Here is a 14,643-nt window from a genome sequence, read left to right on the forward strand (position 1 = left end):
ATTGCGCGAAAGCATGTTCCCACCTTTACTGATTTACAATGGTCTCCTTTAAACCTTGTATGAACGAACCATCTTTAATCATTTGAATCTCATACTTATATGGAGGTTTTTTATTTTTCTTATCTTCTCCAACATAAGGAGTTTCTAAAATCTTTGGCAAATCCTTTAACTGCGGATGATAAATTACACCATGCAATGCCTCAAAGCCGATGTAGCCAAAACCAATATTTTCGTGACGGTCTTTTTGAGCGCCTCTTTCATTTTTACTATCATTGACGTGAACCACTTTAAGTCGATCGATTCCAATGATTTTGTCAAACTCATTTAACACACCATCAAAATCTTCAACAATATTATAGCCAGCATCATGAACATGACATGTATCTAAACAAATAGATAACTTTTCATTATGTGTAACACCATCAATAATTTTTGCTAACTCATCAAAACTACGTCCAATTTCTGATCCTTTTCCAGCCATTGTTTCTAATGCAATTTGGACGTTACGGTCTTTTTCAAGGACTTCATTTAGACCTTCAATTATTTTTTTAATCCCCGCTTCCTGACCAGCCCCAACATGTGCCCCAGGGTGTAAGACAATTTGCTTAGCACCTAATGCAACAGTGCGATCCATTTCATTACGTAAAAAATTAACCCCTAGTTCAAATGTTTCGGTTTTTACAGTGTTCCCGATATTTATAATATACGGTGCATGCACAACAATATTATCAATTCCATTTTCATTCATATGTTCCATACCCGCATTAATATTTAACTCTTCAATTGGCTTTCTACGTGTATTTTGTGGTGCACCAGTATAAATCATAAATGTATTTGCGCCATATGAAGCTGCTTCTTCACTTGATCCGAGAAGCATCTTTTTCCCTTTCAATGACACATGTGATCCAATTTTTACCAATTATAACACCTCTCCCAAGGAAATAATTTCACCTTATTATAGCATTCATATTTATTTTTTGTATTTATTTTTCTTGATCATTTGCTTTTTAATGGTCTCCTGCTGTCTTTTCATTTTTTTCTTATATCCAGGTTTAACTTTCTTCTTTTTCTTTACTCTTTTCCATGCTTCTCGGTCTACATTTGTTGACACCTTTGTTCGCATCTTCCGTTCATTATAAGGTTTAGAAACAACCCATTCTCCTTTTTTGACATCATAAAATGTAAACGAAAGTCCTTTTTTCTCTAATTTTTCAATCAACGGAAGATCCGTATCTTGATACAGACTAACAGCAGTTCCTTCCATTCCTGCTCTTGCAGTACGCCCTACTCGATGAATGTAAAAATCTTCCTCTTTCGGCAATTGTGCATTTATCACATGACTTACACCTTTAATGTCGATTCCCCTAGCAGCTAAGTCTGTTGCAACAATGTATTGGTAACGTAGCTGTTGGATGTCTTTTAATGCTCTTTTTCGCTCCCTAGGGCTTAATCCGCCATGTATAATACCAACATCTAACCCTTTTTGTAGTAACTGGTCAGTCAATTGATTAGCTTGTTCTTTCCCATTTGTAAAAATAATGGCTAAATATGGATGAATGGCTTTGGTAATCTCCATAATGATATCAGCTATTTCACGGTGTCGCACTGGAATTAATCGGTGTTCCATAGTTTCTGGAGATAACTGGTCGTCTATTTTTACATGATATGGATTTTCTAAATATTTACGAAAGAAATGTTCTAATCGTTGTGGAATTGTTGCAGAAAAGACATGCAGTTGTATATCTGTTCGGCATCGAATCAATAGTTGGTCAATATCCTCTATAAAACCCATATCTAACATTAGATCAGCTTCGTCAACTACAAAAGATTTGGCAGTATAAATTGATAAGACATCTTCTTTAACCATATCTAAAATTCTACCAGGTGTACCAACGACAATATGTGGTGGTTGTTTCAATTTTTCTGTCATTTTTTGTTTATCTGTCCCACCAACTAATAACTTCGCCTTCCATTCATTACCTTTTCCGGCAAATTGAATTATTTTTTTTACTTCATCATAAATTTGCATAGCCAATTCACGAGTTGGAGCTGTAATGACAAATTGTACCTCTCTTCTGGAACTATTTAAGTTATCAAACAATGGTAGTAAATAAGCATGTGTTTTGCCAGATCCAGTATGGGACTGTCCAATAACACTTTCTCCTTTAAGAATAGCTGGAATAATTTGATTCTGTATGTCCGTAGGTTTATGGAATTCTAACTTTTTAATAACGTCCATTATATGTGATTGAAATGAAAACTGCTCGAATTGATTATTTGTCATGATGAAAATACTCCTTTTGGTAATTCTAACAATTTATCTATTGTTAATTTACATAAACTGAAATGGATCAGTATCAATTTCTGAAACTAAAACGTCTACCTCACCAAAGTGCTCATCTAAGTATTCCTTGACACCTTGTTTCATTACCTTTTCAATATGGTGACCAGGATCAACAACAGATATCCCTAAGTTCCAAGCATCTTGGGCAGAATGAAATGTCATATCACCAGTGATATAGACATCGGCGCCTTTTTGATATGCTTTGGAAAAATACTTCTCTCCACTACCACCTAAAACGGCAATCTTTTGAACCTGTTGATCTAAATCACCAGTTACTCGCAAATGATTTATATCTAATCTTTCTTTTATCTCTTCACAAAATGCTCGTAATGTTATGGTTTGGTTCAATGATCCAATTCGCCCAAGGCCATGACGCTTTCCTTTATTAGCTAATGGATATATATCATAAGCTGCTTCTTCGTAAGGGTGAGCCTTCACCATTTCTTTAATAACTGTGGATAACTTGTCTTCTGGTATGATTGTTTCTATTTTGATCTCATCTACTCGAGCTAATTCATTTTTTGCACCAATAAATGGATCAGTACCTTCTTGCGGCATAAAGGTACCTTGGCCCTCTGTTTGAAATGTACAGTGACTATAATTCCCAATAAATCCTGCTCCTGCTTTACCTAATGCATTTTGAACAGCATCTGCATGGCTAGTAGGGACAAACACAGAAATCTTAAACAAATTTTCAACATGCGTTTCGACTAGTACTTCAGTTGATTCAATTCCAAGTGTTCGAGCTAACATATCATTAACACCACCTGAAGCAATATCTAAATTCGTATGGGCAGCATAAACCGTAATGTCATGCTGTAATAACTTCCGAAGAATACGGCCCTGTGGTGTATGTACATTCATTTGTTTAAGAGGTTTAAAGAGTAATGGGTGATGTGCAATAATTACATCCACCTTAGCCTGGATTGCTTCATCGACTATCTTCTCTGTTACATCTAATGTAATCATTACTTTGTTAACATGTTTGTTGTAAGATCCAACCTGTAACCCAACATTATCCCAATCATAGGCAAAATGTTTCGGAGCCCATTTTTCGATTAATTGAAATATATCGCCACTACGTACTTCTTTTGACATTTGACAATACCTCCTCTATCCATTTCCTTTCTTTTTCAAATTCGCTTGTTTTATTTTTGTCGGGGTACTTTGCATTTTTCAATTGCCGGAGAATATAGTCATATTTTTGTTTTTCCTGATGCCATTTATCATAAAACGGAGTTGACCTTTCTTTTAATAGGATAGGACCAAAAAGTAGTTCTTTCTCCGATAACGTTGGAAGATATGAATCTGCCTTACGATCCGCTACAATTATTTCGTAAATATGCCCATTTTCCTCTAGAATGGCTTCATCTGTAATCTGAAATTGGAGCCTTCCAAAGCACTTCCTTAATGTTCGAGCATCAATATTTGGTTGTGCAATAATTCGATTTACAGATTGTAATTGCTGCTGTCCTTTCTCTAGTATAGTGTTAATCAGACTTCCACCCATTCCTGCAATCACAATTTGCTCAATACCATCTTTTTTTTGAATTACTTCTAGACCATTTCCAAGGCGTACATCAACTTTGTGTGTTAATTGAAGTGATTCGACCGTTTCTTTAGCACTTTGGAGTGGACCCACCTTTACTTCTCCAGCAATTGCTCTTGCTGTATCGTCACTTAAACATACATAGCAGGGTAAGTAGGCATGATCTGATCCGATATCCGCAAAAATAGCACCCTTAGGTAAAAAAGATGCCACCTTTTTTAACCGATTAGATAGCTTTATCTCCATTATTTGCAATCTCCTTTATTTGTCAGCAACATCTTATCGCGATAAAAGAAAAGCTTTCTGCATGATATCAGAAAGCTTACTCCATTCGTATACGTTTATTATTTCATTTCGGAAAGCCAATCTGCAAGTACTTCTGCCTCTTCATTTGTAGCCATACCTGCTGGCATTCCTCCATCAGTACCATTAATAATAATATCTTGAATTTCATCTTTTGATCGATTGCTTCCAACTTCTGTCAAAGCTGGTCCTCCACCACCCGATAGGTCACCACCATGACAGCTAGCACAATTGCTTTCGTAAATTGCTTCTGGATCATCAGCAGTTTCTCCTTCTTGTGCATCATCCTGTTGCTCTGCTCCGCCTTCTTCTTCATTTTGAAGGGTATCACGCTGATCCAACCCTATGAATGAAACACCAATAACTAGAAGAATTCCTATTAACGCAATAATTGCATATGGTATGACTGGATTTCTCTTCATTATGTTTCCTCCTTATGTAATCCCCATATTCTATTTTGTTGAAAAGCTATATCTATTTTACTCGAAATTACAATTAGTTTAAAGCAATAAGATGTGAATATTATTCAACAATACGAAACTGTAGTGGCATAAGGCTCATCGTCTTTATAAATGAGGAAGATGATAAAAATCTTCAAAACCAATTTGCAAAACAAGCAGAATTTGCGTAAAATAGATAGCAAGAAATGAAAACGCCAACAAAAAACGTATGACGATTTGGGAGTCGTTGAAAAGGGTAATATGACAGCGTTACCTTCTCAACTAATCCCGACAATCATCTATTGTGCTAATGACAAATAAAACAAACGTTAATCATAAACGGATTTTTAGATCATCCATTCCTATTCAAGGAAATCCTTTAATCGTTTACTACGACTTGGGTGTCTTAACTTTCGTAAAGCTTTTGCTTCGATCTGACGGATACGTTCACGCGTTACGCCAAACACTTTACCAACTTCTTCTAGTGTACGTGTGCGGCCGTCATCAAGGCCAAAACGAAGACGGAGAACATTTTCTTCTCGATCTGTCAGTGTATCCAACACATCTTCTAACTGTTCTTTAAGTAATTCATATGCAGCATGATCTGATGGAGACACAGCCTCTTGGTCTTCAATAAAATCTCCTAAATGGGAGTCATCTTCTTCTCCGATTGGTGTTTCAAGAGAAACTGGTTCTTGTGCAATTTTTAGGATGTCTCGAACCTTATCTGGTGATAAATCCATTTCTTTACCAATTTCTTCTGGTGTTGGTTCACGTCCAAACTCTTGTAGTAATTGACGTTGAACTCGAATCAACTTGTTTATTGTTTCCACCATATGAACTGGAATCCGAATTGTTCTAGCTTGATCTGCAATTGCCCTAGTTATTGCTTGGCGAATCCACCAAGTCGCATACGTACTAAATTTATATCCTTTTCGATAATCAAACTTCTCAACAGCTTTAATAAGCCCCATATTTCCTTCTTGGATTAAATCCAAAAAGAGCATCCCACGACCTACATAGCGTTTCGCAATACTAACTACTAAACGTAAGTTCGCTTCAGCCAAACGCCTTTTTGCCTCTTCCTCATCATTTTCAATTCGTTTAGCTAACTCTATTTCCTCTGCAGCAGACAATAAATCAACTCGTCCTATTTCCTTCAAATACATACGGACTGGATCATTTATTTTAATACCTAATGGTACGCTTAAGTCATTTAAATCAAACTCTTCTTCTTTTGCAATTTGTTGCATACTTGGATCTTCTTCTGATTCACCTATTACTTCTACACCTTGTTCGTTTAGGTACTCATAATACTCATCCATTTGATCGGATTCTATTTCAAAGCTAGATAACCGGTCTGCAATTTCTTCATATGCTAAAACACCTCGTTTTTTGCCAATTTCAAGTAATTGATCTTTTACTTGTTCGAGTGTTAGCTCATTTGCATTTTCCTTCGTTTGTGAAGGTTTCTTTTCAGCCATGAGTCCCCCTCCTTCCAGACTACATTTTCTCTCAATTTGATTTACTTAATTGTTTATGGATATCAATAATTTTCATGGCAATTTGTGCCGCTCTTATTGGATCATTCTGCTGCTCAGCTATTCTCTGCTCTTCTTTTAATGATTCCAAATGGACCATATCACTATTTTGTGTTTTGATTAGTCGAATGTAATCATTAAGTTCCTTATCATTAATATCTTCTTGTAGAGAAGTCATTGCAATCTCTGCCACTACTTGTTTGATGTGTGTATCTGTTAACCATTCAATAAACAAACTGACATCTGGCGGATTGCCTTCTTCATAAAACGCATATAAATGCGTGACAATAATTTTATGTTCATCAATATTAAATGATGCCCCAATTTCTTCTTGTACTTTATCTACAATCGATGAATCCTGTAACAAATAGGCAATTAACATTCTTTCTGCATTATGAAATGCTGGCAATAATTTCTTGGAAGCGTATGTTGCTGTTTTTTTATTAGTATTTCGTTCCCTGTTACGCTTATCCTTTTTAGTACCTAACTTTTGACGATACGCTTCTAATTCTTCCTTTAATGTTTCCATTGATACATGATATTCATCATGCAATACTTTCATATAATATTCTCGTTCAATGGGACTTTCAATCGTTGCAAGCTGTTGTAGAATCTTTTCTATATAGTTAATGCGATCTCCTTCGAGACTAAGGTTATAGTCTCTTTTAAAATATCGCATGTAAAAACTCATAAATGTATGACTTGCTTTTATCACTTCATGTTGAAAGGCATCTGGACCATAGGTATTAATATAACTATCTGGATCCATTCCATCTTTTAAATTTGCAACTTTCACCTGACATCCAACTTGTCTCAGTAGGACAGCCGCTTTATATGTTGCCTCTATTCCAGGCTTGTCAGCATCGTAACAAATTATAACAGTATCAACATAACGTTTTAGCAGCTTTGCCTGCATTTCCGTAAGTGAAGTACCTAGTGTCGCAACACCATTTTTCACACCTGCTTGATAGGCTGAAATCGTATCCATATATCCTTCAAATAAAACGACTTCATTCAATTTACGGATATGTTTTTTTGCTAAATCAAAGTTATAGAGCATTTTTCCTTTTTGAAATAAATCACTCTCAGAACTATTTAAGTATTTTGGTTCCTGGTCATGTATTGTACGGCCGCCGAATCCTACCGTTTTTCCTAAATGGTTGCGTATCGGAAAAACTACCCGACCACGAAACCGATCTGTTACATGCCCATCATCATGTAATGAAAGAAAACCAGCTTTTACTAAGGTTTGCGCTTGGTATCCTTTTTTCTTTAAGAATTCAGTTGTAAAGTCATTTACATTTGGCGCATATCCTAACTGGAATTTATCAATGATATCATCTGTGATACCTCTTTCATTAAAATATTGATACCCTTCCTTCCCATCTTTTGTATATCGTAATAGATGGTGATATAGCTTTGTTAACCATTCATATGCCGATAATATGTCTTGGTTTTCCTCTGAAAGGGAATTTTCTGTATTTAAGGCTGTCTCAGGTAACTCAATTCCATTACGTTCGGCCAGATATCGTATTGCTTCCTGGAAAGAAAAATCTTCTATTTCCATTAGAAATGTAACTACATTTCCGCCTTTGCCACACCCAAAGCAACGAAAAATTTGCTTCTCCTGAGTCACAGAGAAAGACGGTGTTTTTTCCCCATGAAACGGACACAGACCAAAGTAATTCCGCCCCTGCTTTTTAAGTTGTACATATTCCCCGATCACATCAACAATATCAGTTGATTGTCGGATTTCGGATATGACATCTTCTGGTATTTGATTTGACACAAGAACCACCATACTTCACTCTTAATATTCGTGACGAACGAAATAAAATCCTTCGTCATTCGACAAATTTTTTTATTATGCGAAAAAAATTTCCTTCTAACATATTGCTGAGACTTAGAAGGATTATCATCTTGAATTTACAGGTTATCCACAAATGGCAAATCACTACCCATTGTACCCAGGATATCTACCCGTAAACCTCCTTTATGGAATGTGAGTTTATAAATAGAAGTTCTAGTGTAAACTATCCTAATGGTACATTATTTCTACACGTTGTCGGCAGATTCCTTCTTATTTCTCAATGTTTTATTTTTCTGAATATCTGACTTACTCACCGAAAAAGGACCTATATCGAATTATTATTCTATTTTTACACAAATATTAATTATAATACAATATTTTATAAATTGCTATAGATTTTTTTAATTTTTTAAGGTTTTTTTGATGATTTAGGCATAAGAAAACATTCTGCCTCTGTTTCTGCAGAATGTTTTCCTCCATGTCTAGATACGTATGAGCATTTCTTTCTTTTATACTTAATGCTTATTGATTAGTTGTAAAATAATATTTGCAGTCTCTTCAACTGCTTTATGCGAAACATCTACAACTTGACAGCCAATCTTCTCCACCACTTGATCAAAATAATCTAACTCTTGGTGGATTCTAGACAAATTCGCATAGGTTGCTTGGTCTCCAAGTCCTAATGCTTTTAATCTCTCTTTTCTTATATTATTCAGTTTCTGTGCGTTTATTTTTAGCCCTATACATTTTGCTGGGTCAACTTCGTATAACTCTTCTGGTGGATCGACTTCTGGGACAATTGGAACATTTGCAACCTTTAATCGCTTGTGTGCTAAGTATTGTGATAGTGGCGTTTTAGACGTTCTTGACACACCGATTAGTATAATATCGGCTCTTGCTATTCCTCTTGGGTCACGGCCATCATCGTATTTTACTGCAAATTCAATTGCTTCTACCCGCTTGAAATAGTCTTCATCTAATTTATGTACTAAACCAGGTTCTAACCTTGGATCTTTTTCAAACACCCGTTCCATTGCATCCATCATTGGACCCATAATATCGATTGCTTCAATGTTTAATTTACCTGCTTGTTCATTGGTATGCTGTCTTAAAGTGGGATCGACTAATGTGAATCCAACAATTGCTTGGTTTTCTTTTGCTATTTGTAGCGTATCATCAATTGTTTGTTTATCTTCCACATAGGGGATACGTTGAATTTTATAATCACTATGATTAAACTGACTTAACCCTGCTTTAATAACTAGTTCAGCCGTCTCACCAACAGAATCAGATATAACATAAACAAGTGGTTTTTGAACCATGTTTAAGCTCCTCTCTTATCCTATATACGATCTTCTGTAACTAATTCAACAAAAACTTTTGTAATCGTTGTTTTTGTAATGCGTCCAATTACTTCTAAACCATTGGCTGTATCCTTAATTACTGGAATTCCATCAATTTGTTTAACAATTAATTGTTTGGCAACATCAATCAATAAATCATCTTTTCGACAAACTGTAATATTTGGCATTCTAGTCATAATGATATGGACGGGGACAGCATTTAGATCTTGGGAACCAATACTGGCTCTTAATAAATCTTTTCGAGACAATACACCTGTTAGACAAGCATGCTGATCGACAACAAATAACGTACCAACATCCTCCAAAAACATTGTCGAAATCGCATCATATACAGAAGTATCTTCTTTTACAACAACCGGTACAGATTGAAATTCATGGATTTGATATTGTTTTATCTTTTCCGTTAATAGTTCGGTTCCTGTTTTACCTGTGAAAAAATACCCCACACGCGGCCGTGCATCTAAAAAGCCTGCCATTGTTAAGATAGCTAAATCCGGCCGTAATGTTGCACGTGTTAAGTCAAGCTTTTCTGCTATATTCTCTCCTGTTATCGGGCCATGTTCTTTAACAATGCTCAATATTTTTTCTTGTCTATTTGATAATTCCACTTTTCCACCACCTACGAAAACAATGTGCCCTACTATTTATAAATATTATATACTAAATAGAGTGAAAAGGGAAATTTTGTTATACAGTTAACTCCTTCACGGTCATTAAAGTTGCTGTTGTTTCCATTCAATGGCAGCTAAATCTGCAAAGTCATAAATTAATTGTGCGATCAATGTAACGAGTGATTGTCGATTATTTCTTATCGTTTCGTCCTTTGCCATAACCATGTTATTTTCAAAAAACTCATGGATAGGCTGTGCTAATTTATCTAGCTGATTTAAAGCATCTAATGCATCCTGATTTTCTTTTGCCTTTTGATATGCCTCTTTAGCAATATCATACATCCTATATAATTCTTTTTCTGAACTTGTTTCAAAAATGGACTCGTCTACCTTAGTAGGATTATCCGCTTTTGATAGTTTCAAGATCCTCACGAATGATTCCTGGTAAAACTTATATTGTTCATCATGGCGTTTTTTTGATAACAAGCGCGCCTTTTCGATGGTATAACTAATAACTCCGATTTCTTGATGTAATACCGCATCAATCACATCTTGTTCCACTGCTAGTTCTTTTAGCATATATGTCATACGAAGTCGAAAGAATCCATTTATATCTTCTTTAACTTGATCAAACGAATTCTGTTTAATATCCAATGTTTGATAGAGGTCATACGCTATGTCTAGTAAGGACTCAAGGGATATTTGCCACCCTTTTTCATGCATAATTTTAAGAATACCAATTGCTTGTCTCCTCAAACCATGTGGATCTTGTGAACCAGTTGGTAGTAACCCAACGGAAATACAACCGACAATGGTATCTAATTTATCTGCAATACTAACAAAAGCACCTTCTACTGATGTTGGTACACTATCACTCGCTTGCACTGGTAAATAGTGCTCACGAACAGCTTTAGCAACACGTTCATTCTCCCCAAATTTTAGTGCATATGTTTCTCCAATGATTCCTTGTAACTCCGTAAATTCATTGACCATGTTTGTTGTTAAATCAAACTTACAGATTTCTGCAGCACGCGTAGCAACCTTTTCTGTGTTCGTATCCGCCTTTAATAAACGAGCGAAATGTTCTGTTAAATGTACCACACGTTTTACCTTATTGCTAATGGTTCCAAGCTTATCTTGGAAAACGACCTTCTCTAGTTTTTGTAAATAATGATCTATAGAGTGTTTTTGATCTTCTTCAAAGAAAAATTGTGCATCAGATAGCCGTGCGTGTAACACTTTTTCATTCCCTTTAATAACAGTGTCAATTGCTGTATCATCCCCATTACGAACACCAACAAAATGTGCTAGTAATTCTCCTTCATGACTACGAACAGGGAAATACCGTTGATGTTCCTTCATTGATGTGATTAAGACATCAGATGGTAATGTTAAGAAGGAAGATTGGAAAGAGCCAATAAAAACAGTAGGGTATTCCACTAAGTTGCGTACTTCATTTAGTAATCCCGGATCAACGGGAATGTGTATATCTTTCTCTTTTTCCATGTCATGTAGCTGTTCTTCAATATATTTTTCTCGTTCATTTGGGTCAACAATGACGTAGTTTTGCCGTAACATATCAACATATTGTTCTGGATTTGTTATCGTTATCGATTCTCCTAGAAAACGATGACCATAGGTAACATTACTAGACTTTACGTTTGTTACCTCAAGTGGAATTATTTCATCCTCATATAACGCAACCATCCATCGAATTGGACGTGCATAACGTAATGTTTCTTTGGCCCATCGCATATTCTTTGGAAATGTTAAATTTTTAATGACGTTATCAAAGGCTGGCAGCAACTCGGAGGTTTCTTTTCCAACAATTTTCTTTTTCACAAAAATATAAGGTGTTCCTTTTATTTCTTTTGTGTAAATATCTTCTGTTGATTTTCCTTGCCCTTTTGTAAACCCAATTGCTGCCTTTGTCCAATTACCTTCATCATCTTTAGCAATTTTAACGGCTGGACCCTTTATTTCTTCTTCTATGGTTTGTTGTTTTTCTGCGACAGCTTGTATCATTACAGCTAATCTCCTAGGTGTTGAAAAAGATATAACAGAATCATAATCAACACGCAATTCATCTAGCCATGTCTTTGTTTTTTCTTCTAATTGTTTTTGTGCATCATCAACAAAACGTGCTGGTAGTTCTTCTAATCCTATTTCAAATAGTATATTTTTTGTCATCTCTAATCCTCCTCTTTTAGCATTGGAAATCCTAGTCTTTCACGTTCGGCTACATAGGTTTTTGCGATACTCCGAGCTAAATTACGTATTCTTCCAATATATCCAGTTCTTTCTGTAACCGAAATAACTCCCTTTGCGTCCAATAAATTAAAGGTATGAGAACATTTTAAAACATAATCGTAGGCTGGGAAGACTAATCCCTTTTCCATTGTTTCTTTAGCCTCTTTTTCATACATCGCAAATTGTTGAAATAACATTTCTGTATTAGATTCTTCAAATGTATACGTTGAATGTTCATACTCTGGTTGGAAAAAGATATCATGAACGGTTACGCCATCCGTCCACTCTAACTCAAACACATTATCTTTATCTTGTATATAGGATGCTAAGCGTTCTATACCATATGTCAACTCTACTGTAACAGGATTCGCTTCTAACCCACCAATTTGTTGAAAGTAAGTAAATTGGGTTATTTCCATCCCATCTAACCATACTTCCCAACCTAAACCGGCAGCGCCTAGTGTCGGGTTTTCCCAGTTATCCTCAACAAAACGGATATCATGCTTTAGTGGATCAATCCCTAATGCTTTTAAAGAATCTAAATATAGTTCTTGTATATTATTTGGAGAAGGCTTCATGATAACTTGGAACTGATGATGTTGGTATAGCCGATTAGGATTTTGTCCATATCTACCATCAGCTGGCCTTCTGGATGGCTCTACATATGCTACATTCCATGGTTCAGGACCTAAACTTCGAAGTAATGTCATAGGAGACATTGTTCCTGCACCCTTTTCGACATCATACGCCTGCATTAAAATACAGTTTTGCTTCGACCAGTATGTTTGTAAGGTTAAAATCATTTCTTGAATATTCATCTTATGATACCTCCTGTTTATATTGAATTGCTGCTGTTTTTATCATATGACTGTTTTTAAGTCGATTGTTGCTTTCCACATCTTATTTAAAGTGGGTAAGTTTTAGCTTACAGATGATAGATGTCGCACTTGTCTCCATGGTGAAAGCGGAGTATTCTGCTGGAACGTATCAAAGCACTCAACTAATCATTGAATGAGAAAAACAACAATCCGGAGTGGAAATCATACCTACACTATGTTCCGTTGCAGTTTATATCAACTCCGATGGTGAGAAAACAACATAGTCCGCTGAAATAGTCTATTATATAAAACATTAAAACCCGTCCCTATGCCTAGTATCCTTTCTAGGCATAGGGACGGGTTTGTTTTTCCCGCGGTTCCACCCTATTTGCTTGTATACACAAGCCTCTTTATTATTAATGCTCCAGAGTGCCATTCCTTACTGATTATTATCCAGCTTTCACCCTCCTGGACTCGCTATGAATAACTTCTAGTAAGTACTACTCTCCTTCACCGCAACATTAATTATCCAAAATATGTACAAATCATACGTCAATCATCTAGCTCATGTCAATTGAAACACATTTTACATAAGCTTGTCCAATTGTTGCAGGAACTTCCTTGACTTTATATAATAACCTCCATATTGATCATAATAAGCATCTAATAAAGTACGTAATTTTGTTCGGTTCTCTTCTTTTACTGATATATTCCCAACTTGTTCTAACCCTACATTTAGAAATAGCTGTAAAAGTTTTGGGATAACTGGTGATACATCTCTTGATTGTGGGTCTAGATACTGACACCTCTCACATAATAGTCCGCCTTCTGCAATAGAAAACGTATAGGAGGAAGCTTTTTTGCCACAATTCACACAATGATCTACTGTTGGGGCAAACCCTCCTTTTTGATACATCTTTAGCTCATACATCATCATCGGTACTTCACTTTCCTCATTGTCCGCAATCCAAGTTAATGTTTGAAACAATTGATCATAAAGATATCCATCTGGTTCTCGACTTTCCAATAGTTTATCCGTTAATTCAATGATGTAAGCGGCATAAGCAGTTTTTATAATATCTTCCCTAATGGCACGTAATGACTGAATAACCTCTCCTTGTTGCATCGTGCTTAAACCTGATTGGACATATACGAGAAATTCTCCATATATGAATGGCTGCGTAACAGCAGCCATTCGGCTTTTTGGCTTTTTTGCTCCCCTTGCTATACCTGAAATCTTACCAAGCTTTTTCGTAAATAATGTAACAATTTTGTGTGTTTCCCCATAATTCTGTGTTTTGATAATAATGCCTTCTAATTTCTCTAACACACAGTTTCACCTATCCCTATTTATACAATTTTAATTGGTTACATTTTGGTATCAACTGTTGAGCCATCTTCATGTTGTTCTAGCTCTTCTTTACTACTATTTATTCCATCCTTTTCTAATTCTTTTAACAATAAATAGGTTTCAATGTTTCCTGTTTGACTAAATACTTTCCACGTAAAGTCGATCACAAGAAACCCCACCTTTCTATGTCTGATTTTGAGAATGTAACGTATTCATAGGTTGACACACATCCGATAAATCCATTAGTTAAAAAATTTTCCAT

The 14,643-nt window shown here is 35.7% G+C and carries 13 protein-coding genes and 1 other annotated feature; all 13 genes read right to left on the reverse strand.

What is annotated here, in order from left to right:
- Positions 1–25: 25 nt before the first annotated feature.
- Positions 26–919: a deoxyribonuclease IV gene (locus tag GHC26_RS04220; RefSeq protein WP_163970018.1), complete on the reverse strand. Its 894-nt coding sequence runs from the start codon at positions 917–919 to the stop codon at positions 26–28.
- A gap of 51 nt (positions 920–970) precedes the next feature.
- A complete protein-coding gene (locus GHC26_RS04225; protein ID WP_163970019.1) occupies positions 971–2,284 on the reverse strand; it encodes a DEAD/DEAH box helicase in 1,314 nt (437 codons plus the stop codon).
- Positions 2,285–2,332: 48 nt separating this feature from the next.
- Positions 2,333–3,442, reverse strand: a complete 1,110-nt coding sequence (locus GHC26_RS04230; RefSeq protein ID WP_163970020.1) for a Nif3-like dinuclear metal center hexameric protein — start codon at positions 3,440–3,442, stop codon at positions 2,333–2,335.
- Entirely contained in the window at positions 3,423–4,139 is a 717-nt protein-coding gene (locus GHC26_RS04235) for a tRNA (adenine(22)-N(1))-methyltransferase (RefSeq protein ID WP_163970021.1), read from the reverse strand. The genes GHC26_RS04230 and GHC26_RS04235 overlap by 20 nt, the downstream gene beginning before the upstream one ends.
- Positions 4,140–4,237: 98 nt before the next feature.
- Positions 4,238–4,618, reverse strand: coding sequence for a cytochrome c550 (cccA, locus tag GHC26_RS04240; RefSeq protein ID WP_163970022.1), 381 nt, complete (start codon positions 4,616–4,618; stop codon positions 4,238–4,240).
- A gap of 380 nt (positions 4,619–4,998) precedes the next feature.
- Positions 4,999–6,120, reverse strand: coding sequence for an RNA polymerase sigma factor RpoD (gene rpoD / locus GHC26_RS04245; protein WP_163970023.1), 1,122 nt, complete (start codon positions 6,118–6,120; stop codon positions 4,999–5,001).
- A 31-nt stretch (positions 6,121–6,151) separates the two neighbouring features.
- The gene (gene dnaG / locus GHC26_RS04250) at positions 6,152–7,966 is read right to left on the reverse strand and encodes a DNA primase (RefSeq protein ID WP_163970024.1); all 1,815 of its coding nucleotides are present in this window, start codon (positions 7,964–7,966) and stop codon (positions 6,152–6,154) included.
- Between the two features lie 536 nt (positions 7,967–8,502).
- The gene (locus GHC26_RS04255; RefSeq protein WP_163970025.1) at positions 8,503–9,309 is read right to left on the reverse strand and encodes a pyruvate, water dikinase regulatory protein; all 807 of its coding nucleotides are present in this window, start codon (positions 9,307–9,309) and stop codon (positions 8,503–8,505) included.
- Positions 9,310–9,329: 20 nt separating this feature from the next.
- Positions 9,330–9,959 (reverse strand): helix-turn-helix transcriptional regulator, encoded by a 630-nt coding sequence (locus tag GHC26_RS04260; RefSeq protein WP_163970026.1) that lies wholly within the window; start codon positions 9,957–9,959, stop codon positions 9,330–9,332.
- 105 nt (positions 9,960–10,064) lie between these two features.
- Complete coding sequence (glyS, locus tag GHC26_RS04265; protein ID WP_163970027.1) at positions 10,065–12,152, reverse strand: glycine--tRNA ligase subunit beta; 2,088 nt, start codon at positions 12,150–12,152, stop codon at positions 10,065–10,067.
- 2 nt (positions 12,153–12,154) lie between these two features.
- Complete coding sequence (gene glyQ / locus GHC26_RS04270; protein ID WP_163970028.1) at positions 12,155–13,030, reverse strand: glycine--tRNA ligase subunit alpha; 876 nt, start codon at positions 13,028–13,030, stop codon at positions 12,155–12,157.
- A 349-nt stretch (positions 13,031–13,379) separates the two neighbouring features.
- Positions 13,380–13,553, reverse strand: a binding site (T-box leader).
- Positions 13,554–13,616: 63 nt separating this feature from the next.
- Positions 13,617–14,360, reverse strand: coding sequence for a DNA repair protein RecO (gene recO / locus GHC26_RS04275; protein ID WP_163970029.1), 744 nt, complete (start codon positions 14,358–14,360; stop codon positions 13,617–13,619).
- A gap of 38 nt (positions 14,361–14,398) precedes the next feature.
- The gene (locus tag GHC26_RS04280; RefSeq protein ID WP_163970030.1) at positions 14,399–14,548 is read right to left on the reverse strand and encodes a YqzL family protein; all 150 of its coding nucleotides are present in this window, start codon (positions 14,546–14,548) and stop codon (positions 14,399–14,401) included.
- Positions 14,549–14,643 lie beyond the last annotated feature (95 nt).

Origin of the sequence: Oceanobacillus halotolerans (genome assembly GCF_010993955.1) — a bacterium.
GTDB classification, from domain to species: Bacteria; Bacillota; Bacilli; order Bacillales; family Amphibacillaceae; genus Oceanibacillus_A; species Oceanibacillus_A halotolerans.